General features: G+C 60.5%; 20 protein-coding genes. 11 read left to right on the plus strand and 9 right to left on the minus strand.

The features are described from left to right. On the minus strand, nt 1-2026 hold a 2026-nt coding region (locus tag ACFVHU_RS15635; RefSeq protein WP_388025245.1), incomplete at its 3' end, for a choice-of-anchor G family protein. Nucleotides 2027-2519: 493 nt separating this feature from the next. Between ACFVHU_RS15635 and ACFVHU_RS15640 the strand changes: the two genes are divergently transcribed. Next, nucleotides 2520-3185: a LuxR C-terminal-related transcriptional regulator gene (locus tag ACFVHU_RS15640; RefSeq protein ID WP_388025247.1), complete on the plus strand. Its 666-nt coding sequence runs from the start codon at nt 2520-2522 to the stop codon at nt 3183-3185. 17 nt (nt 3186-3202) lie between these two features. Here the strand turns inward: ACFVHU_RS15640 and ACFVHU_RS15645 are convergent, their stop codons facing one another. The 3 genes from ACFVHU_RS15645 to ACFVHU_RS15655 all read right to left on the minus strand — a co-directional run bounded on the left by ACFVHU_RS15645 (nt 3203) and on the right by ACFVHU_RS15655 (nt 7107). Then, nucleotides 3203-3916 carry an SH3 domain-containing protein gene (locus ACFVHU_RS15645; RefSeq protein ID WP_133834867.1) on the minus strand — a complete coding sequence of 238 codons (714 nt, stop codon included), beginning with the start codon at nt 3914-3916 and terminating at the stop codon, nt 3203-3205. 100 nt (nt 3917-4016) lie between these two features. Continuing rightward, nucleotides 4017-4517 carry a ferritin gene (locus ACFVHU_RS15650; protein ID WP_133834868.1) on the minus strand — a complete coding sequence of 167 codons (501 nt, stop codon included), beginning with the start codon at nt 4515-4517 and terminating at the stop codon, nt 4017-4019. Nucleotides 4518-4662: 145 nt separating this feature from the next. Further along, nucleotides 4663-7107: a Tex family protein gene (locus ACFVHU_RS15655; RefSeq protein WP_388025304.1), complete on the minus strand. Its 2445-nt coding sequence runs from the start codon at nt 7105-7107 to the stop codon at nt 4663-4665. A 129-nt stretch (nt 7108-7236) separates the two neighbouring features. On the opposite strand from ACFVHU_RS15655, the gene ACFVHU_RS15660 reads away from it, so the two are divergent. Together ACFVHU_RS15660 and ACFVHU_RS15665 are read left to right on the plus strand one after the other, a co-directional pair. After that, nucleotides 7237-7533: a hypothetical protein gene (locus ACFVHU_RS15660; protein WP_388025248.1), complete on the plus strand. Its 297-nt coding sequence runs from the start codon at nt 7237-7239 to the stop codon at nt 7531-7533. Nucleotides 7534-7576: 43 nt separating this feature from the next. Beyond that, nucleotides 7577-7987, plus strand: coding sequence for an RNA-binding S4 domain-containing protein (locus ACFVHU_RS15665; protein ID WP_133834871.1), 411 nt, complete (start codon nt 7577-7579; stop codon nt 7985-7987). On the opposite strand, the gene ACFVHU_RS15670 is transcribed toward ACFVHU_RS15665, so the two are convergent. Next, on the minus strand, nt 7984-9933 hold the full coding sequence (locus ACFVHU_RS15670; protein WP_388025250.1) for a prolyl oligopeptidase family serine peptidase: 1950 nt from the start codon (nt 9931-9933) through the stop codon (nt 7984-7986). The genes ACFVHU_RS15665 and ACFVHU_RS15670 overlap by 4 nt on opposite strands. Nucleotides 9934-10008: 75 nt before the next feature. Between ACFVHU_RS15670 and ACFVHU_RS15675 the strand changes: the two genes are divergently transcribed. Both ACFVHU_RS15675 and ACFVHU_RS15680 read left to right on the plus strand, forming a co-directional pair. Further along, a complete protein-coding gene (locus ACFVHU_RS15675; RefSeq protein WP_332487973.1) occupies nt 10009-10548 on the plus strand; it encodes a DUF1697 domain-containing protein in 540 nt (179 codons plus the stop codon). A 59-nt stretch (nt 10549-10607) separates the two neighbouring features. Continuing rightward, complete coding sequence (locus ACFVHU_RS15680) at nt 10608-11264, plus strand: trimeric intracellular cation channel family protein (protein WP_105658855.1); 657 nt, start codon at nt 10608-10610, stop codon at nt 11262-11264. Here the strand turns inward: ACFVHU_RS15680 and ACFVHU_RS15685 are convergent. Further along, a complete protein-coding gene (locus ACFVHU_RS15685; protein ID WP_332594915.1) occupies nt 11261-12517 on the minus strand; it encodes an MFS transporter in 1257 nt (418 codons plus the stop codon). The two genes, ACFVHU_RS15680 and ACFVHU_RS15685, sit on opposite strands and share 4 nt — an antisense overlap. Before the next feature lie 17 nt (nt 12518-12534). Beyond that, nucleotides 12535-13089 (minus strand): TetR/AcrR family transcriptional regulator, encoded by a 555-nt coding sequence (locus ACFVHU_RS15690; RefSeq protein WP_105658857.1) that lies wholly within the window; start codon nt 13087-13089, stop codon nt 12535-12537. 134 nt (nt 13090-13223) lie between these two features. Between ACFVHU_RS15690 and ACFVHU_RS15695 the strand changes: the two genes are divergently transcribed. From ACFVHU_RS15695 to ACFVHU_RS15705, 3 genes are all read left to right on the plus strand, one after another. After that, nucleotides 13224-14741, plus strand: a complete 1518-nt coding sequence (locus tag ACFVHU_RS15695; protein WP_388025252.1) for an MFS transporter — start codon at nt 13224-13226, stop codon at nt 14739-14741. A 294-nt stretch (nt 14742-15035) separates the two neighbouring features. Further along, nucleotides 15036-15239, plus strand: coding sequence for a cold-shock protein (locus ACFVHU_RS15700; RefSeq protein WP_013349999.1), 204 nt, complete (start codon nt 15036-15038; stop codon nt 15237-15239). 126 nt (nt 15240-15365) lie between these two features. Further along, nucleotides 15366-16358, plus strand: a complete 993-nt coding sequence (locus ACFVHU_RS15705; protein ID WP_388025253.1) for an LLM class flavin-dependent oxidoreductase — start codon at nt 15366-15368, stop codon at nt 16356-16358. Here ACFVHU_RS15705 and ACFVHU_RS15710 read toward each other — a convergent pair. Next, a complete protein-coding gene (locus tag ACFVHU_RS15710) occupies nt 16345-16827 on the minus strand; it encodes a hypothetical protein (protein ID WP_388025255.1) in 483 nt (160 codons plus the stop codon). The two genes, ACFVHU_RS15705 and ACFVHU_RS15710, sit on opposite strands and share 14 nt — an antisense overlap. A gap of 21 nt (nt 16828-16848) precedes the next feature. After that, nucleotides 16849-18054, minus strand: coding sequence for an MFS transporter (locus ACFVHU_RS15715; protein WP_388025256.1), 1206 nt, complete (start codon nt 18052-18054; stop codon nt 16849-16851). Nucleotides 18055-18330: 276 nt separating this feature from the next. Between ACFVHU_RS15715 and ACFVHU_RS15720 the strand changes: the two genes are divergently transcribed. The 3 genes from ACFVHU_RS15720 (at nt 18331) to ACFVHU_RS15730 (ending at nt 20158) form a co-directional block, all read left to right on the plus strand. Continuing rightward, a complete protein-coding gene (locus ACFVHU_RS15720) occupies nt 18331-18807 on the plus strand; it encodes an Lrp/AsnC family transcriptional regulator (protein WP_133834920.1) in 477 nt (158 codons plus the stop codon). 135 nt (nt 18808-18942) lie between these two features. After that, complete coding sequence (locus ACFVHU_RS15725; protein WP_105658861.1) at nt 18943-19206, plus strand: hypothetical protein; 264 nt, start codon at nt 18943-18945, stop codon at nt 19204-19206. Between the two features lie 46 nt (nt 19207-19252). Then, entirely contained in the window at nt 19253-20158 is a 906-nt protein-coding gene (locus ACFVHU_RS15730) for a LysR family transcriptional regulator (RefSeq protein ID WP_105658862.1), read from the plus strand. Nucleotides 20159-20189: the final 31 nt, after the last annotated feature.

A 20189-nucleotide genomic window follows, 5' to 3' on the forward strand; every position in this document is an offset into this window, starting at 1 on the left:
TAACATCCGTGTTCTCCGCAGTGTTCACATCCGTGTTCTCCGCAGTGTTCACATCCGTGTTCTCCGCAGTGTTCACATCCGTGTTCTCCGCAGTGTTCACATCCGTGTTCTCCGCAGTGTTATCCGCAGTATTCACGTCAGTGTTCTCAACAACCACGAAGTTCACGACATCGGTTGACGCGTTTTCGTCCGTTGCGGTAGCTGTGTGGTCACCGCCTGGGACGTTAGGGAACGTAACACTCCAAGTACCGTCCTCGAGAACAGTGGTCAGTTGATCAGGCTGCCCCGGAATGGCTACGGTTACATCAGCACCAGGTTCACCGGTACCGGTCACGACCACGTCACCAGCAGGAACTTCCTGGCCCTCAGCCGGCGTCAGGATATCGACCGCCGCGGCAACAGGAGCCTCGTCCAGTGCCTTAATGGTCGAAGAACCGAGGTCAACGCCGAGGTTTGCAGTACCAGGCAACACATCGAGCGCCAGTGCGCGAACAGTGAAGCTGTCTGCGCCCAGATCGCCCTCGGTTGGCTGTTCATTGATGGTAATACCTACTAGCTGAGACAGCACCGGAGCCAGTGCATCATCCAACAGTGGGCTAATTACCGAGCCAAGCGTGGTGGTAAGCGTCGGACCGACCTGAGCGATCACTTCGTCAGTTACCGGCTCCAGTGCGCCACCAATGCTGGTAACCAAACCGTTAAGACCGTCAAGGATTGGCTGTAGAGCAGCACCCAAGTTAAGTCCTGCTACGGTGAGGTTCGAAGCGTCCACAACAGGCTGTGTGTGACCTTCCTGGCCTAGGAACCCACCGAGAGTGCCATTAATGGTCACCGGTGCATTCACCAGTGGCGGTACCAGTGGAAGGCCCGAATCAACGGCTACTTGAATGTCAACATTGAGCTCTAGGCTGTAGAGTCCCTCAGTTACCAAAGCAACCGTCTTGCTGACGAGCGAGTTTGGTCCGGCACCAATCAATGCATCAGAAACGCCATCCACGATTGAAGTGACGACATCGCCGGACAACACTGAGGTGTTGGCAGGCAACGAGTTCAGATCCGTAGCACCAGTCGAATCCATAATCAGCTGAGCAAGATCAACATGAATGGTTCCATCGGTCAGGTTGACCGATACGCTGCCGTCGGAATTTTCCAGCGGGGTAGCCAAGAGCTCAGTGCGAACGCTCGTGAGCAGAGGCTCGGTGTCAAGCGAAAGGTCGTTCAGAGTACCGTTAACCAGGGGAATTGCATCGAGGGTATCAACCAGTCCGGAAACCAAAGTCTCGACCGCGCCGCCAGTTGCAAGCAAACCAGAAACAGGTTCGATCAACGTCTCAAGAGCAGTATTAACTTCCGTAGCCAGTCCGCCTACGAGAGGGCTGCTGATATCGGCTTGAAGATCGGCAACTGCGTATTCGGAAGTGACGACGCCAGCGTCTTCGGAAGCCGACGAGCCAAGTGCACCGATAGTGATCGATGCTTCATCCAACACCGTATTCACGAGTTCTGGCGTCAGAACCTGCGACAGCAGATCAGTCAAGTTGATCTTGGACGGGTCAGTACCGTTACCTGGATCGGCGTCAACGTTCAGTGCGCCATTCTCACCGAGGATGCCGGCCGAAGCGGTGGAAGTAGTTTCGGACTCCGAAATTGCGTAACTGGACAACGCCCCGAGGTTACCCAAGTGAAGTAATCCGGCTTCAGCTTCGGATCCCTTAATAAGGGGGAGGCTCAACGAACCCAAGTTGAGGTTGAGCGCATCGAGCACCGCAACATCAAGGTCGTTGCCGTTTGAGCCGACATTATCTGGGAATTCGGAGTCCGCCTTGGCGCTTCCGACTACATCGAGGCCCAAGCCTTCAACGAAGATGCCATGACCGTGCGCGGCAGAGACTGCGTCCGTCTCCACCGTGTCTGCAATTGCTGGAGGAGCGCAGAGCAGTGAGCCGAACACAACTGCTGCAGTAGTGCCCAGGGCGACAGTGCCCGCCCCCTTCTTTCGACTTAGTGCGGGGGTTTTTTGATTCATCACAGTAATCTGTCCCGTTACCTTCCGATGATTGTGACCTTCTCAAGTGCTTCAGCTAACGGCCACCGGATACTAAGACTGGTGACCACCGTTATCCGGTGCCGAGCGCGAAGAACGCACGGGTGCACGATCTCCATGTTTGACTCTACGGTTGATGAACCTCGGCTCACAGGTTTCTTTCAGTCATTTCTTTGCATACTCAGGTCAAATTTCTTAGCCACGCGGTCAGAATCGATGGCCAGCAGGTAATACTGAGCAGTAATTTAACTTCTTGCCATTAGAGAAAATAACGCACTTACAACAGTTGACCTGAAAATTTACCCAAACAGTGATGTAACAATATGACAACAACCCCGCAATGCTATCTGTCAAGCCAAGGGATTTGACTAGTTGGCCATAGACTGTGAATCACCTGCTAGCTATCCCCAACTCAGGATGCATTGAGAAGGATTGGCCAGGACAACACCAGTTCGTAGTGATGGAGGATTCTTGTATGTCGCATATCCGTATTCATCTGGCTGATAGTGACCATTTCTCACGGGCCGGGATTGCTGGCGTCTTAGCCGAGGCCAGCGACATGGTGATCGAGCATGTTTCGGATTGCATGTCCGAGGCCGTTCAAGCTGCAACCGAGTTGGAACCGGACCTCGTCATCCTGGAATCGTCGCTGAACGGGACGGATCTGTTCTCCTCGATCCGGGAAATCTCCGAGAGTGCACCGAATACCAAGATCGTGGTGTTGGCTACCCGATACCAGCGGGACGATATCGCCAAGGCCTACGATGCTGGCAGCTCGGGACTGATCTCGAAAAGCTCCATCAGCTCGGAACTGCCCAGCGCATTGCGCATGCTCGCTGCAGGCTACCAACTTTTTGCCCAGCCGTCGGACGGTTGGGAATCGACCGCGAAAATCGTGCGCCGCTCAGGCCAGCAATCCGTCGTGCGCAAGCTCAGCGAACGCGATCGCAGCCTGGTGCGCCTGGTAGCGGCCGGGCTCACCAATTCGCAGATCGCCCGCATCGCGCACATCTCCGAGGGCTCGGTGAAGCTCCACTTGGCGCGCATCATGGAGGAACTGAGCGTCACCAATCGTGTGCAGCTGGCAGTAGTGGTTACAGAATCCGGATTGGTTTCGTCTGCGGATCTGCAGATCGCCTGAAACAGAATCGAATCTGGTCAGTACACCGTACGAAGCTGGCTGGCAGGGATCCACATTTCTTCGCCGTCGCGGTCAATCTGCCGCCACGCGCCCTGGCGCGCGACGATGACCACTGCCGTATCGGCCGGAAGAATGCGCACTAGCGAGTAATGGTCGCCAGGACCGCGTCTCGCGTTCAGTCCGATGGTGGTCAGTGCCCGCTGGTTGGGAACGGCGATCAGCCCGCCCTTGGCTGGACGGGAGGGAATCTCCTGCAAGTACATGCTGGGAACCCAGCCCAGCAATTTGCCGCACTGCACCTGGGACCACAACCCCTGCTGGAGCATCGAGCGGACCTTGGACCCCTGGTCAATGACCTTGAGCACCGGATACCCAGTGCCGCTGCCCTTGCGCAGATTCAACGTTGCCGTCGTCGCATGGGTGGCTTCGATCAATGAATAGCGTGAAAGAACTGGCTCGGCCAGCTCGTCATCGTCTTCGGCAACTACCGGCTCGTCAAAGACCGCCGGGATCGCTTCAAGATAGATATTCGGCAGCCAACCGTAGATCTGGTGCACGAGAACATGCGCCCACGAGCCGTTGACCTCAATCAGGACCAGCTCTGTGCCGTGCTCCAAATGGCTCTGCACTACGTAGTGGCGGCCGGCGCCCTTGCGCAGCTTGAGCGAGGCAGTCGTCCGGTGGGTATTGGCAATGGACGACGTCCGAGCCGACTGATGTGGATAGCCCACCTGGTTCACAACCACCTCAAATGAAAAAACTTAGGGAAGCAACCACCGGTTGCTTCCCTAAGTTTATTCCATTTTTAGAAGATGCGTGCTTCGCCGCCTCCTAGGATGCGGAAGAACGCGAGCCGAGCTCTGCATCCAGTCGCAGCAGGCCGCTTCCATCGTTGCCGATCATTCTGACCCGATCCAGGATTTCACCAACGGTGGCTTCCTCTTCAACCTGCTCATCGATGAACCAGTGCAGCAGCGGCAGGGAGTCGATGTCGCCCTCGGTCTGTGCCAAACGGTACAGCTCGCGAATCGCTCCGGAGACCTTCTGCTCGTGAGCCAAGGAAGCCGCGAAGGCATCTGCAACGCTGTTCACATTCACAGTCGGGGCAGGCTGCTCGCCAATCTTCGGGTGGGCCGAGCGGTCGGTCATGTGGGTCATGAACTTTTCCGCGTGCACGATTTCCTCGCCGGCCTGGGCACGGAACCAGCCAGCAATGCCGGGAAGGCTCAATACGTCCATTTCAACTGCCAGCTGACGGTAAACCGTTGCTGCGGTTAGTTCGAGAGTTACCTGGGTGCTGAAGGCTTCTGCCAGTTTTCCTGTAAGTTCCATGTCATCAGACTAAACCTGTTTTGCCATCTTGTCACCGAAGTTCGGACTCACTTAGTCAAACCTGAATTAGGGAATCATCCCAAGTTGGGATCGAGTTAATGTAGCCGATACTAACCTAACTTTGGCATGCCGGTACGATGCTAACCTACTTGCCCAGTCCTGCTCTGCGCAGCGCCTCGGCCATCGCGGTGTTGCCCGGTGCAGCCGGTTTGCCCTGCGCGGGCTCGGCTTTGCGGTTCTGCCCAGTGCGGCTCTGCCCAGTGCGGTTCTGGCCCGGGCGCGCCGAACGGCCAGCTCCCGGTCCCTTGCGTTCGCCTGGCCCGGAGTTCCTGGCCTCCGCGCCAGCAGCAGGCAGTTCGTCATCCAGTCGCAGAGTCAGCGAAATGCGCTTGCGCACGGTATCCACTTCCAGCACCTTGACCTTGACAATCTGGCCGGAGCTGACGACTTCGCGAGGGTCCGAAATGAACTTGCTGCTCATGGCCGAGACGTGGATCAGGCCGTCCTGGTGGACGCCCAGGTCCACGAACGCACCGAAGGCGGCAACATTGGAGACGGTGCCTTCCATGATCATCCCCGGCTTGACGTCCTTGATGGTCTCAACGCCTTCCTTGAGCGTGGCCGTCACGAACTCGCCACGGGGGTCGCGGGCAGGACGGCGCAACTCGGCAATCACGTCACGAATGGTTGGCTCGCCAAACTGGTCCGTGGCGAAGTCCTGCGGGTTCAGCTCTTCAAGCCGGCGGCCCTGCGCCTCGGCGCTGCTCTGCAGGGTCTTGGCCAGGACATAAGCTTCGGGGTGCACCGAGGAAGCATCGAGTTTCTCCTTGCCACCGGTAATGCGCAAGAAGCCCGCGCACTGTTCAAAGGCCTTGGGTCCCAGACGCGGTACCTTCAGCAGATCCTTGCGGGTAGCGAAAGGGCCGTTGGCGTTACGGTGATCCACGATATTGCGGCTCAGCAGCGGCCCCACGCCGGCTACCCGGGCCAGCAAGGCAGGGGATGCGGTATTCACATCGACGCCTACGGCATTCACGCAGTCCTCGACCACCGCATCCAGCGCGCGGTCCAGCTTCGAGGCAGTGACATCGTGCTGGTATTGGCCCACGCCGATGGACTTCGGATCGATCTTCACCAGCTCGGCCAGCGGGTCCTGCAAGCGGCGGGCGATCGATACCGCGCCGCGCAGCGACACATCCATATCCGGCAATTCCTGGCTTGCCAGCTCGGAGGCCGAGTAGACCGAAGCGCCGGCTTCCGAGACGATGACCTTGCTGACGCCCTCGCCGCCAAGCACCTTGATGACCTCGGCAGCTAGTCGGTCTGTTTCGCGCCCCGCTGTGCCATTGCCTACCGCAATCAGCGTGGTGCCGTGCTTCTGGGCTAGCTTGGCCAGTACCGCGATGGATTCATTCCATTTATTGGCTGGCGCATGGGGATAGATCGTTGCCGTTTCCACCGATTGGCCGGTCAGGTCCACCACTGCAACCTTCACACCGGTGCGCAGGCCCGGGTCCAAGCCCAGCACGGCCTTGTTGCCGGCCGGCGCCGCCAGCAGCACATCGCGCAAGTTCGCCGCGAAAATCTTCACCGATTCATCTTCAGCGGCTTCGAACAGGCGTGAGCGCAGGTCGGATTCAAAGCGGGTCAGCAGGCGGGCTTTCCACGCCAAACGCACGGTCTGCGCAATCCATTTGGCAGCAGGCGCACCGGTGGGAACGTTCAGCCCCAGGGAGGAGGCGATAGCGTTCTCGTAGGCGCTGCGCGCTTCGTCCAAGGCACGCTCGTCGCGTGGATCAGCTTCAGCGAGCTGCAGATTCAGCACGCCTTCGCGTTCACCGCGCAACAGTGCCAGGACCCGGTGCGATGGCAAGCGATCAAGTGGTGCCACATAGTCCAGATAATCGGAGTACTTTCCCTGGCCCTCTGCGGTGGCGCCCGAGGCGACGCTGGCACCGATCTTGCCGGTGTTCCACAGGCGTTCGCGCAGTTCACCGGCGAGAACGACATCCTGGGATACGCGCTCGGTCAGGATGGAACGCGCGCCGGAAAGCGCATCTGCGTCGGTGGCAAATCCTGCATCCGGGTTCAGGTAGTCGGCAGCTGCCTGCACCGGATCCGTCATTGGGTCCGCGAGCAGCAGATCGGCCAAGGGTTCCAGGCCAGCCTCGCGGGCAATCTGGGCCTTGGTGCGGCGCTTGGATTTGAATGGCAAGTACAGGTCTTCGAGTTCCGCCTTGGTGCTAGCGGCGCGAATCGCTTCGGCAAGCTGGTCGGTCAGCTTGCCGGCTTCGGCGATGGCTTCCAGTACAGCTGCGCGGCGGTCTTCCAATTCACGCAGGTAGCGCAACCGTTCTTCGAGCAGGCGCAGCTGGCTGTCGCTGAGCATGCCGGTAACCTCTTTGCGGTAACGGGCAATAAAGGGAACGGTGGATCCGGAGTCCAGGAGCTCGATCGCTGCCTTGATCTGCCAGGGGGCTACCGCGGATTCCTCGGAGAGTTCCCGGGCCAGTTGGGCAATGATTTGCTGCCCCGTTGCGCTGTCATTTGCGGTGTTCTTCTGCTCGCTAGTCACCGATCCATTGTGCATCATGCCATCCGATCTTCAGATGATCGACTCGGTTGGCATTCAGCAGAAACTCAATCTCCATGGCTATGATTTATTGTTATGGGGATTGAGAAAGTTCGAAAGGCAACAGCACTCGTTGCGATTTCGTGTATGGCGCTATTGAGCACCGGATGCGCATTTGTTGAAGACACCGCGGCCGACGCGGCTGACCAGCTGACCGATGCAGCGTCCAAGGAAATCGTGCGCCAGGCCTGCGCACCGGTCCAGGACGGCACCATTGACGCTAGCGAACTTCGTGTCCTCTCGTCCATTGTGAAGTCGGTCCAGGGCGGTGGCCTGCCGCAAGACTTGGTCGATGTGCTCCAGGAGCTCGCAAATTCAGGAGACCAAGCACCCGAAGCGCTGCAGCAGCGCCTGATCGGGATTTGCGACGAGGCTACGGTTTAGCAGCTTCAGCGGCACTAGCCACCTGCTGATCTAGAATTTTCCCATGGTCGAAATTCCAAGAAGCGGCAAAGTACGTCTCGATGCGTGGCTGTGGTCAGTACGCATCTACAAGACCCGTTCGTCCGCGACCACTGCTTGCCGTGCCGGACATGTTCGCTTGAACGGCGATCCGGTGAAGGCTTCGCAAACCGTTGTCTCCGGTGATCGCATCCGTGTGCGCAAAGACGGTTTCGACCGCGAGCTGGAAGTCAGCGGGCTGATCTCCAAGCGCGTCGGCGCGCCAGTTGCCGCAAAATGCTACATCGACCACACCCCGCCGCGCGAACGCCTGGTCATTCCCCAGGTACCGATCCGCGAACGCGGCGCCGGCCGGCCCACCAAGAAGGACCGCCGCGAAATGGATCGCTTGCGGGATTCCTGGCAGGCCCCGGATCCAGGTCCTGATCTGTCCTAGGACAGCACGATCGCCGGAACGTCCGACTGGAATTCGAAGATCTGCGCGTAGAAGGCCAATGAGCTTTCCAACGCCTTGATGATGTTCTCCGACTTCCTGAACCCGTGCTGTTCTCCTTCGAAGAGAATGTAGGCATGGGCAATGCCGCGTTCGGCCAGCGCGTCCGCCACGATCTGGGACTGCGCCGGCGGCACCACCTTGTCTTCATCCCCCTGCAACAGCAATACGGGGCAGGAAATCTTCGCCACGTGATTGATTGGCGCGCGCTTCTCGTACAGATCGGCAGCTTCCGGGTACGGTCCGACCAACGTGAACATGTACTGCGATTCGAAGTCGTGGGTGTCCTGCACCAGGCCCACCAGATCCGAAACACCGTAGCGGCTGATGCCCGCGGTGAAGGCATTGGAGAAGGTCAGCGCGCACAGCACGGTCCACCCGCCGGCGCTGCCGCCTTCGATGCCGATGCGTGCGGGGTCGGCAATGCCCTGCGCTACCAGCGCGTTGACCACCGCGACGGTATCGGCAACATCGACTACGCCCCAGGCCCCGCGCAGGCGGTTGCGGTACTCGCGGCCATAGCCGGTGGAGCCGCCGTAGTTCACGTCGACTACCCCGATCCCGCGCGAGGTGTAATAGGCAACCGTGGCACTGAGCGTCGGGGAAGCCTGGCTGGTCGGGCCTCCGTGCACGAAGGTGACGAGGGGCGGCAGTTCGCCCTCCATCCCTGCGTAGCCTTCCTGGGAAGGCCGGTAGAGCAACGCGTGGACGGACTGGCCGGCGAGGTTCTTGCACTCGAACTCTTCAACCTCCGGAAGCACCGCTGGATCCGGCAGCTGCGCAATCCCACGGGTCACCGGGTGGTGTTCCAAGGTGCCGAGGTTGATCAAGGTAATTTCTTCGCCCTGGGTCATCGAGGACGTGCCGGCGAGCAGCCACCCGTCACGCAGCGCGAACGGGCGGATGCCGGTGAATGGCAGCGCGAGTTCTTCCAATCCCCCGGTGTCCGCGTGCAGGCGTGCCAGCTTGGTGGTGCCGGTGCCGTAGGAGCACAGCAGGGTGCGGGCGCTTTCTGCCAGGTACCATCGTGTGCCCACCTGCCAGAGCGGGCCGGCGAATTCTGCGGCACGGTCAACCAGCCGGGTGGTGCGTGCCGAGCTGTCCTGGTAGAGGTAGGGGTTCCACCAGCCGCTGGCATCGGAGATGAAAGCCAACTGGTCATCATCGAGCCATTCCGGTTGCATGACCGAGACTTCTGCTCCACCGGCGATGACGGTGTCCTCCAGTACGCCGTCTTCGGTGAAGTCAGCCAGGTGCAGCTCGGTGGAGTCCCACGGCATATTCGGATGTTCCCAGCTGATCCAGGACAGCCGGGTTCCCGCGGGGTTCTGCCGTGGCGCTGCAACGAATCGCGCTGGGGCGCTGAGGATGCGGATCTTGCCCGGGTCCTCGGCTGCGCTGCCGTCCAGGGGAATTTGCACGATGTGGCGTACTGGTTCTGCCCGCAGGTCTTCCATGATGGCCAGGATGCTGCCTTCTGGACCAGGGGTGAATTCGGCGAAGCGCAGCTGCGGGTCTGCGTCGATTCCGCTGGCGGGGGTCAGGGCCGCGGCATCGTGCTCCCCTACGGTTTGCCGGTAAACCCGCTGGTCAGCGAAGTTCGCAAAAACAATTGCCGAGGTGCCGCCCTCGATGAGCATCCAGCTGGAGCCACCGTATTCGTGGACCCGGGAGCGCACGTTGAATGGTGCCTGGATGAGCTCTGCACCGGCAGTGCCGTCGGTGCCGTACTCCATCAGCGTGATGCGCCCGCCTTCGGCAGGACGGCCTTCCTGGACAATGAGCTTGTCCGAGAAGAAGCAGGCTCCGCCCAGCGGCTTGGTTCCGGCAGCGACGTCATGCGCGGAAATCGATGATGGCCATGATCCAAAGGGTAAGTGCGTAGGCATATTCTTGATCCTAGCGATCTTTATGACTCATAACGACCCTCGACAAGCATCAATCCGATGCGCTTGGATTGATCCATGACTAGATACGCCGTATTCCTGCGTGGGGTGAATGTCGGTGGGGTCAAGGTCCTGATGAAGGACCTGGCCCAGCTGCTTCTCGCTGCAGGTTTCACCGACGTGAAAACCCTTTTGGCCAGCGGCAATGCGGTGCTCAGCGCATCCAGTTCTGATCCGTTGGAAGTCCAGGAGCACTGCAATGCAGTTCTGGCCGGGCACTACCAGCGGCCGATTCCCACGCTTGTCTGCACCGTCGCGGAAATCCAGCAGCTGTCCCAGCCCTTCCCGCTGCCCTTGCCTGATCCGGCCAGCGAACACCATCGCTACTTCACGCTCTGCGAATCGGCTGAGGATGCCCAAGCGGTGGGCGCCGCTATCCAGGGACTCGCTGAGCCAGGAGCCTACCTGGTCCAGGGCCGTGCCGTAGCGTGGATTGTCCGCAAGGGCGAAAGCACCGCGAATCCCATCGGGAAGCTCATGGCCGCACAGGCAAAGCAACGCATTGTGACGACCCGTAACCACAACACCTTGGTCAAGCTCGCCAAGATTCTTGGCTGAGATCGCCGGTGAGCAATAATTGAGCCTTGACCCACTGATTGACCTGCAAAAGGCCCGGAATGTACATCCTGATCGAGCTCATTGGCATTTTCTTCTTCGCCGTCGCGGGTTCATTGATGGCCGCGCGCCGTGGCTTCGATCTGCTCGGTTCGGCCTTCCTCGGCGGGGTCTGCGGTCTGGGCGGCGGAGTGGTGCGGGATTTGATTCTCAATCAGTCCCCGGCGACTTTCGCGCATCCGGTCTACTTTGTGCCTCCGGTGCTCGCGGCGCTGTGCGTCTACGCGTTTACCCCCGCGGTGCAGAAGCTGCACCGCCTGGTCCAGCTATTCGACGCGGCAGGCCTGGGCCTGTTCTGCGTCACCGGTACGCTCAAGGCCCTGGAACACGACTTCAATCCGGTCACCGCGGTCCTGCTTGGTGTCATCACCAGCGTAGGCGGCGGCTTGATGCGCGATGTCATTTCCAACGTCACCCCTGATTTGTTCAACCCGCGCGATATCTACGCGTTGGCCGCCATGGTGGGTGCCGCGCTCACCGCCGTGGCCTGGCATCTGGGGCTGATGAACGTTCCGGTGGGCGCCGGCATTGCCGCCTTGGCTTTTGCCATCCGCGTGGCTTCCATCCGCTTCGGCTGGTCGGTCCCGTTGGCCGCGGGCCATTGGCATCGCTCCCGCCCCACGCCACCGTCCAGCGAGGGTCCGCAGCGCCACTTCTAGTCGATGCGCTCGAGCTTGCCCAGGTCCTCGGTGCCTGGAGAATCATCTTCGATGGTGCGCGGCGGGTTGATGATGATCGCGCCGACCAGCATCACGATGACGCAGCCGCCGAGCATCGAAAAGGCCGCACCCCATGAATCGGTGGCTTTCTGCACCACGCCGAAGAGCATGGGAACCACCGCGGCACCGGCATAGCCAAGGCCCTGGGCGAAGCCCGAGAGCACGCCTGAACCGTAGGTTGTGCGCGAGCGCAGGTTCATCATCAGCAGCGCAATGGCGAAGGTGCCCTGCCCGAGTCCGGCCAGGCAGATCCACAACGCAGTGTTCTGCGTTGGCGACAGGTAGATGCCGAGGTGCCCGGCAATCCAGCACGAGGTGAAGACCAGGACTGCAATGATCGGGTGCTTCAGCCGAGGCACCCAGAGCGGAACCAGCAGGCTGACCGGCAGGCCGAGGATCGCGAAGAGCGCCAGCATGTTGCCAGCTGCCATTTCGTCGAGGCCGCGGTTCTGCAGGTAGGGCGGAAGCCAGGTGAAGTAGACGTAGGTCTGCGCCGAGTTGCCGGCCAGGAAAATTGCCAGGCCCCAAGCCACCTTGGACTTCCAGGGGTTGATCTTGGCGATAGGCTGCGGATGCCCACTGGCGTGGACGGGATTATCCGGGCGCTGTGTCCCGCGGTCGGCAACCAGCTGCACCAGCCATGGCACCAGCACGATGCCCGACAGGGCGGCCCAGGAACCAATGGAGATCTTCCAGTCGCTGAGATTGGCCAGTGGAACAGAGAACTGAGGGGCCATCCAGGTGCCGATGGCCAGCATCGTGACGTAGCCGCTGGTGACCATGCCGATACGGTCCGGGAAGTACTTCTTGACCAACGGCGGCAGCACCACATTGCCCATGCCGTAGCCAGCCAAGGTGATGATGGACAGGGCGAGGAAGGAATAGACCTCGGGCATGAAGATCCGCGCGACCTGGCCGATGACAGCTAGGCCCAGCGAGATCATCAGGGTTTTTTCCAGGCCGAAAGCCTTGATCAACCGCGGAGTGAGCAGGCCGAAGACTGCGAAAGCAATGGGCGCGAGCATCGCCAGCAGGCCGGTGGTGAACTCGGTGAACGCGATATCCGCTTCAATGCGGGAGAGCAACGGGGAAACTGACACCACTGCGGCGCGCAGGGACAGTGCCAGCAGCAGGATGCCAAGCAGCGCTCCAACTCGTCCTCTGATTGGAGAAGCAACGCTCTTGTTCTTCATTGATTTCTACCTGCTCGCTATTCGTTGAGGTTTCCCAACTTTTTTATTCTCGAGACCAACTCTAGTAAGCGATTGAGCTCGCCATCAAAATTGCGTTCGTACCAAGTCCCGGGCAGGGCCAGGTTCGCGTAGAGCCCCTCGCCGGCGAGCATCACCAGATGCGCGATGTCCTTGCTGCCGACTTCATCCAGAATGCACCGGTACCAGCGCTCATTGGTGCTCTCGATTTTTTCCGTCGCGGCTTTGACCCCGGCCTGGGCCAGGCGTTGCAGGGCCACCAGGTGCCGATCCAATTCGGTATCGACTTCCGCGCTGGTGCGCACGTAATAAACGGACGCCCCTTCCGCCGAGGTGCGCATCCCCTCGACATCACGGGCAACATGTTCCTCCGCGGCCTCGATGACCGCGTCCGCCAGCGCATCCTTGGAGGCGAAGTGGTAGAGCAGCCCGCCCTTGGAGACCCCGGCGCGTGCGGCCGTGGCATCCAGCGTGGCTGCCCGCTCCCCCTCTTCGCACAAGAGCGCGATATAGGCGTCAAGCACTTTGCCGCGGGCAGCAGGTGGGCGAGCCATAGTTCTCCGTTCCAAGGTGTAGTTCGTGATCGATCTGACTTTACCAACAATTGTAACTATACCGTCTAGACGGTACAGTTAACAATTGCGGGCAAATCTCCGCGCATTCCACTACCTATCCAAGGGCGAACGTCATGACCTCGAATATCTCCGAACGCGTTACAGTGCTCAGCAAGCCGCGCCGTTGGGCGGCACTGGTGGTCCTGCTGTTCCCTGTCCTGCTCATTTCCGTCGACAACACCGTGCTCTCCTTCGCGGTCCCGGCAATCACCGGAGCCCTGTCTCCCTCGGGGAACCAGCTGCTGTGGATTATCGATATCTACCCGCTGATCCTGGCCGGCCTGCTGGTCCCCATGGGATCACTGGGCGACCGCGTCGGCCGGCGCAAGCTGCTGCTGATCGGCGCGACCGGCTTCGCACTGGTTTCCGCCCTCGCCGCCTTCGCCACGGATGCCACCCAGCTGGTGGCAGCCCGTGCCCTGCTTGGCGTCTTCGGCGCAATGCTCATGCCGGCCACGTTGTCCTTGATCCGCAACATCTTCCCGGATGATACCGAACGCCGAACCGCCATTGCGGTGTGGGCGGCGGCCTTCTCCGGCGGTGCTGTGCTTGGCCCCGTTGTCGGCGGCGTGCTGCTCGAGCACTTCTGGTGGGGCTCGGTCTTCCTGATGGCCGTGCCAATGCTCCTGCCCCTGCTGATCGGCGGCATGATCCTTGTCCCCGAATCCAAGGACCCGAACCCGGGCCGCGTGGATCCGTTCTCGATCCTGCTGGTGGTCTTCACCCTCCTGCCTTTTGTCTACGCCATCAAGACTGCGGTAACTGCCCCGTGGTACTTCTCGGCCGCGGCCATCGTCCTGGCCATTGTCTGCGGTGCAGCTTTCGTACGCCGGCAGCTCAAGGCCGAACAGCCGATGCTCGATGTCCGCTTGTTCAGCAACGCACTGTTCTCTGGCGCGTTGATGGTCAACCTGATTGGCATCTTCTCGCTGGTGGGCTTCATCTACTTCGTCTCCCAGCATCTGCAGCTCATTGCAGGATTCTCCCCGCTGGTGGCGGGACTGTGGATGACCCCGGGCCTGGTGCTGACCATGGGCTTCGGATTGCTCTCGGTGGCGCTCTCGCGCCGTTTCGGCACGCCGAACATCATGGCCATCGGCCTGATCCTCTCCGCGGTCGCCTACCTGCTGGTGATCTTGGCCGGGGAGGGATCCAATTCCTTCCTGCTCATGACCGCGTTTGCTGTCTTGGGTACGGGAATCGGCATGACCGAGACCTTGTCCAATGACATGGTGCTCTCCGCAGTACCCGCTTCCAAGGCCGGCGCGGCATCGGCGATCTCGGAAACCGCCTACGAAGTGGGCTCGGTACTGGGCATTGCAGTGCTGGGTACCATCCTGAATACGGTCTACACCTCGCGGTTGCTCGCGCCCGGCTCGCTGACCGATGCCCAGCTGCAAACTGCCGGCGAGACTTTGGGCGGAGCGCACCAGGTCGCCGCCGATTTGAGCGCCGCCGATGCGCAAGCTCTGCTGGGCTCCGCAGCCATGGCCTTCGACCACGGAGTCCTGCTGACATCCGGCATCGCCGCGGGGTTGTCCCTGATCGCTGCCGTGGTCGTATTCCGCGTCATCAAACCGGCATTTCGGTGAACTCGGCTCACCGCTTAACCAAATTTCTGATTAATTGGTTCAAAGTTATTCATTTGTCGTCACCAAACACGTAGGCTAGGCAATGTAGTTCCAAAGTAATTCGCGAAGTACCCGTTAGAAGTTTGTGAATGTCGTACCACCTCGGTTGACGCGAGCCCCCTTCTAGACGTGAAGTGAATGACTTGGCTGCTTCGCATTATCCGTTCTCCATCCTGGAATTCGGAGGATGCGCAGATTACAACCAAGCTCGCCAACTAAACCGGCGAGAAACGTCTGAAAGGACCAAATAAGAAAATGGCAACCGGAATCGTCAAGTGGTTCAACGCTGAAAAGGGCTTCGGCTTCATCGCTCCAGACAGCGGCGATCCAGACGTCTTTGCACACTTCTCTGCAATCCAGACCCAGGGTTTCCGCACCCTGGACGAGGGCCAGAAGGTGGAGTTCGAAGTTGTTGAGGGTCCAAAGGGTCTGCAGGCTGCAGACATTCGCGCTCTCTAAAGAAGGTCTTTGGCGCTAACGCCAGACTTAGCCAAGGAACGGCTATCCGCACTGCGGATAGCCGTTCCTTGCGTTTGAGGCCGAAATTACTGGAATACTTCCCGTACGCCACCGGTTGTACCCAGTGTGAAGCTATCTATTCTGGATCTTGCTCCGGTTGAACCCGGAACAACTATTTCCGACTCTTTCAAGTCCTCCGTCCGCTTGGCGCAAACTGCAGAACGCCATGGGTATGAACGCGTCTGGTACGCGGAACACCACAATATGCCCACCATTGCTTCCAGCGCGACCTCGTTGCTGATCAGCCACATAGCCCACCACACCGAGAAGATTCGCCTCGGCTCAGGCGGCATCATGCTGCCGAACCACTCCCCCCTGGTGATCGCCGAGCAGTTCGGCACGCTGGCCGAAATCTACGGCGACCGCATCGATTTGGGCTTGGGCCGTGCACCGGGTACCGACATGACCACCCTGCGTGCCTTGCGCCGCGACCCGTCGGCCGCCGATTCCTTCCCGCACGATGTGCTGGAGCTGCAGGCCTATCTCGCCGGCGAATCCAGGGTTCCTACCGTTCAGGCGACCCCGGGAGCAGGAACCAACGTTCCGCTGTACATCCTGGGCTCATCGCTCTTCGGTGCCAAGCTCGCCGCCCAGCTGGGACTGCCGTATTCCTTCGCCTCGCATTTCGCACCGGCTGCGCTGCATGAAGCGATCCGCATCTACCGCGAGGAGTTCACCCCCTCAGAGCAACTGGCTGAGCCGTATGTCATTGCCGGCGTAGGCGTGCTGGCTGCGGAAACGACTGAACGAGCGCATGAACTGCTGGACGTTGCCAAGCGCCATCGCGTGGCAAGCTTCATCGGCCGTTCCGCGAAGAAGGAATTCACCGAAGCCGAGATCGATATGCTCATGGATACTCCGCAGGCGCAGCAGATTCTGGACATGATGCGCTACACCGCGGTGGGCACCGGAGAACAGGTTGCCGAATACCTGCGCCACTTCGCTTCGGCAGCGCAGGCAGATGAACTGATCACCATCCATTACCCCACCGAGGAGCACGCTCGACTCGAATCGGTGATGATTACCGCCGAGGCCTGCCAGCTGGCTAGCGCCCGGTAATTCTGATCCAGCGCGCGGTTGCCATCAGCAGCAGCGCAACCAGAGCGAGGGTCAAGCAGAATTCCACGCCAATATAGGCGTAATGCCATAGCGATCCGCCATCGGAGACTCCTGCAAGCACCGCATCGGTACGCGCAGAGAGGCCCGGGCGGATCGCTGCGGTTTTAATCAGCAGCAATAGGCCGACCAGCCCTACGCCCCAGCCCCAGGCCTTGCCGGCAGCGCGCTTGGCCGACCCGGCCACCAGGGCAATGAAGAAGATGATCTCGACCATGTTCATTGCGAAGAAGACGCGGCGTCCAATGCCCAGACCCAAGGGAATGGTGATTCCGGGTGCGGTGAATTTCAGTGGTGCCTCGATGAATGAAATGCCGATGATCAGGCCGAGCCACAGTGCAGGAATGTAGATGCGTGCAGCCACGGCCCACTGAGCGCCGCGGCTAGCAGGCGCTGGAAGGGGACTAGTCATGCCTCCACAGTTCGCCCGGTTCTAGCGTTCTTTGCGCAGTCCTGCCAGTGCCCAGACGGCTAGCACTGCCGCCACCACGGCGCAGCCGATGGAGAAGACCAGGATGCTTTGCTGCTGCCCGAAGACCCCGACGGCCCAGCCCAGCGCGATGACTGGAACAGCACTGCCCAGGTAGGTCACCAGGTATATGGTGGACACGGTTTGGGCGTGCTGCTTGTCGTTGACCGCGTCCACCGCTTGAGCGAAGGCAGTGCGGAAGGCCATGCCCTGGCCCAGGCCCACGAATACCAATGCCGCGATGGCCCATGGCAGCTGGCGATGCTCGGCAGCTACGGCCAGCACTACGGTGGAGGCCGCCATCAATCCCAGACCGATAGGCAGCAAGGCCTTGCCGCCGCGCACGACCAGCTGCGACAGGGCGGATATGCCCAATGGCAGGCCGGCAATCAGGCCAATGACCAGCACCGAATCCAGGCCAAAGGCCTGGGCGAAGTAGCCAGGTGCCAAGGACAGCACGAAGCCGAAGATGGCGAAGCTCAAGAAGCCAACGAGGGCAGCGAGCCAGAACGGTGCCCGGGCCGAGCTGGGGACGCCTAAGCGGCGTGGGGCCAGGGCCTTGCTTCGCTGTCCGCGCTCAGCCAGCGCAATGGCCGGACGGGCCTGCAGGGTGCTCAATGGGACCAGGACCAGCAGCAGCAAGAACGCCTGCACCATGAACACGGTAGTGCGCCCGCCGGGCAGATGAGCCAGCAGCCCGCCCAAGACCGGTCCGAAGGCGACACCGCCCGATGAGGCCAAGAGGGTGAAGCGCGAAGCCCACTCAGGCCGCGCAGGAAGAAGTTCACGCAGGGCCGCGGCGCTAGCACCGGTAGCCAGCGCGACACCGGCGCCCTGCAAACCACGGCCAAGGCACAGTTCCAGAAGGTTGCCGGCCGATCCGAAGACCAGGGTTCCAGCGAAGGAAACAACGACCGCGATCACCAGCGCCGCACGGCGTCCGATATGATCCGACCAATGCCCCACGGTGGAAAGGAAGAGCATCAGCGAACAGACGTAGCTGGCAAAGGCCACGGTGGTTCCCATGGCGCCAAGGTGCAATTCGGATTGGAGTGCCGGATACAGCGGGGTGGCCAGGTTGGCTCCGACCAGCAGCAGGAAGCTGACGGACACGGTGATCACCAGTCGAGCGGTCAGCCCGGGGTTCCAGGAGAGTACGCGATGGTTCATTGGCTGCATGCGCAGCTCGCTGATAACCGACAAATTCACTCCCGGGATCAAAGTGGTCCAGACCAGCTGGGCACGAAGAATGCCCAGAAAGAGTTTTTACCGGTGGGGCCACTCGCTGCCCCACCGGTTAGTTGAGCGTTCTGCTTGCGTTTGTCTACTACAACAGAGCATTCACTCACTAATATCCGCCTGCTGAAAGCAACGAGAGAGATTTCTTGCTAGCATTTGAGCAGATTGTTCAAAATTTTGTCCCCGCAGATAACCCGGAGTGAGCATATAGTGCGATTAGACGATGTAGACCTGAAAGTGCTGCTCGCACTGATCAAGGATCCCCGCATCCAAATCTCTGAACTCGCAGATGAGGTCGGTGTTGCGCGCAACACAGCGCAGTCGCGATTGCGCCGTTTGCAGCGCGCCGAAATCCTCCGCGACGGCGGCCGCGACATCGATCTGAGCAAGCTCGGCTACGACGTCCTGGCCTTCGTGACGTTGGAAGTGAACCACCGCGATCTGGATACCGTGGTCACCGCGCTGCGCCAGATCCCCAGCGTGCTGGAAATCCACGAGACCTCCGGACGTGGAGATCTCTGGGTGCGGCTCATCGCCACCGACACCCACCAGCTGCAATCAGCACTGCGCCAGATCCTGCGCGTCAAGGGCGTCACCCGTTCGGAAACAACCTTCGCGCTCCATACGCACCTGGCCTACCGTGCCGCTCCCCTGCTGGAGCACTATGCCGAACATGACCACTGAGAAGTCATTCACTGTCAGCTGCAGAAAACAAGTCTTTCGTTTCCCGAAGCAGCGTCCTACTCTGGTGATACGAGAAGTCACGAGGTAAATCCCCGGCTTCCGGCGGATCCCTCGTATTCGACGAAGGAGTACGCAATGACGAAGGATTTCGACACCACAGAATTTGCGCCGGAGTTCGGCAACGACATCTACGAACCGGATGACGGACGCGATTCCCAGGCTTATGAGGGCTCAAGCGACATGCCGGAAACCATGCGCAACCTCGACCCGCTGGCACAGCGCAATTACCTCTACGACGATGACCTGGAAACCGAAGACCAGCTCGACAACGAATTCGCCGCAGACGATGACGACGACGAGGAAAGCACAGAGCTTGTTGACCTTGAGGACGAACTCTAGGCCGTGGGCTAAGCAAATCTTTGGCTAAAGGCCATAGACTTTAGAAGTGATTAATCCAGTTCATCTGCGCACATTGCTCGAAGTGGTGGCGCATCGTTCCTTTGCCACGGCCGCAACCCGCTTGGGCTACACGGCCAGCGCTGTCTCCCAGCAGATGACAGCGTTGGAGCGAAGCACCGGTACCACGCTGTTCCTGCGCGGCGCACGCTCCATCACCCCGACGCCAGGCGCCCTGCGCATGGTGCGCCATGCCAAACGGGTGCTCACCGACCTCGACGCCCTCATGGCAGACGTCGCCACCATCTCCACCGAAGCTACCGACCTTGAGGAAATCAAGCTTGGCATCTTCCCCTCGCTGGCGACCTACGCGCTGCCGCAAATCCTCAAGGCACCGGATTGGTCCTCCTTGGGCATCAACCTGCGCCTGTGGATCGGCGAACCCCAGCAAACTGTCGCAGGCCTTGGCACCGGCGGCGACCTCGACCTCGCACTGATCTTCCAGGTGGGACCCGGCGGACTGTCGTGGCCAGCGTCCCTGGAGCGCACCTGGTTGGGCGATGACCAGTTCCGGGTAGTGATCCCGGCGTCCTGGCCCATCGCTGAAGACGCCCAGCTGACCGTGGACCAGTTGGCCGAATGGCCATGGATCTTCCACCACCCGGGCACCTCGGATGCCACCTTGATTTCGCGCTTGTTCTCGTCCTACAACATCCACCCGCAGGTGGCTGCCTACTGCGACGACTTCAATGCGTCGCTGAGCCTGGTTTCCTCGGGACTGGGCGCCGCCCTGGTTCCCGATCTGGCCATGGCCAACGCTCCGGAAGGCATCCGCATAGTTGATGCCCCCGAGATTCGCCTGGCCCGCTCCATCTTCGCGTTGAAACCGGAGAATTCCAAGAAGCCGAAGGCCGCGCTGGTATTGGACCGGCTCGCCCAGGTGCTCTCCCGCTGATTCGTTGCGCCGCGGCGCCACTGGTGCCTGC

It is taken from the genome of Glutamicibacter sp. NPDC127525, from assembly GCF_042672105.1.
GTDB lineage: Bacteria > Actinomycetota > Actinomycetes > Actinomycetales > Micrococcaceae > Glutamicibacter.

Bases quoted from the DNA above. Each gene is read 5' to 3' on its own strand.
- ACFVHU_RS15640 (WP_388025247.1), top strand. From the start codon at position 2,520: ATGTCGCATATCCGTATTCATCTGGCTGATAGTGACCATTTCTCACGG.
- ACFVHU_RS15650 (WP_133834868.1), bottom strand. From the start codon at position 4,517: ATGGAACTTACAGGAAAACTGGCAGAAGCCTTCAGCACCCAGGTAACT.
- ACFVHU_RS15655 (WP_388025304.1), bottom strand. From the start codon at position 7,107: ATGCACAATGGATCGGTGACTAGCGAGCAGAAGAACACCGCAAATGAC.
- ACFVHU_RS15660 (WP_388025248.1), top strand. From the start codon at position 7,237: ATGGCGCTATTGAGCACCGGATGCGCATTTGTTGAAGACACCGCGGCC.
- ACFVHU_RS15665 (WP_133834871.1), top strand. From the start codon at position 7,577: ATGGTCGAAATTCCAAGAAGCGGCAAAGTACGTCTCGATGCGTGGCTG.
- ACFVHU_RS15670 (WP_388025250.1), bottom strand. From the start codon at position 9,933: ATGCCTACGCACTTACCCTTTGGATCATGGCCATCATCGATTTCCGCG.
- ACFVHU_RS15675 (WP_332487973.1), top strand. From the start codon at position 10,009: ATGACTAGATACGCCGTATTCCTGCGTGGGGTGAATGTCGGTGGGGTC.
- ACFVHU_RS15680 (WP_105658855.1), top strand. From the start codon at position 10,608: ATGTACATCCTGATCGAGCTCATTGGCATTTTCTTCTTCGCCGTCGCG.
- ACFVHU_RS15685 (WP_332594915.1), bottom strand. From the start codon at position 12,517: ATGAAGAACAAGAGCGTTGCTTCTCCAATCAGAGGACGAGTTGGAGCG.
- ACFVHU_RS15690 (WP_105658857.1), bottom strand. From the start codon at position 13,089: ATGGCTCGCCCACCTGCTGCCCGCGGCAAAGTGCTTGACGCCTATATC.
- ACFVHU_RS15695 (WP_388025252.1), top strand. From the start codon at position 13,224: ATGACCTCGAATATCTCCGAACGCGTTACAGTGCTCAGCAAGCCGCGC.
- ACFVHU_RS15700 (WP_013349999.1), top strand. From the start codon at position 15,036: ATGGCAACCGGAATCGTCAAGTGGTTCAACGCTGAAAAGGGCTTCGGC.
- ACFVHU_RS15710 (WP_388025255.1), bottom strand. From the start codon at position 16,827: ATGACTAGTCCCCTTCCAGCGCCTGCTAGCCGCGGCGCTCAGTGGGCC.
- ACFVHU_RS15715 (WP_388025256.1), bottom strand. From the start codon at position 18,054: ATGAACCATCGCGTACTCTCCTGGAACCCCGGGCTGACCGCTCGACTG.
- ACFVHU_RS15725 (WP_105658861.1), top strand. From the start codon at position 18,943: ATGACGAAGGATTTCGACACCACAGAATTTGCGCCGGAGTTCGGCAAC.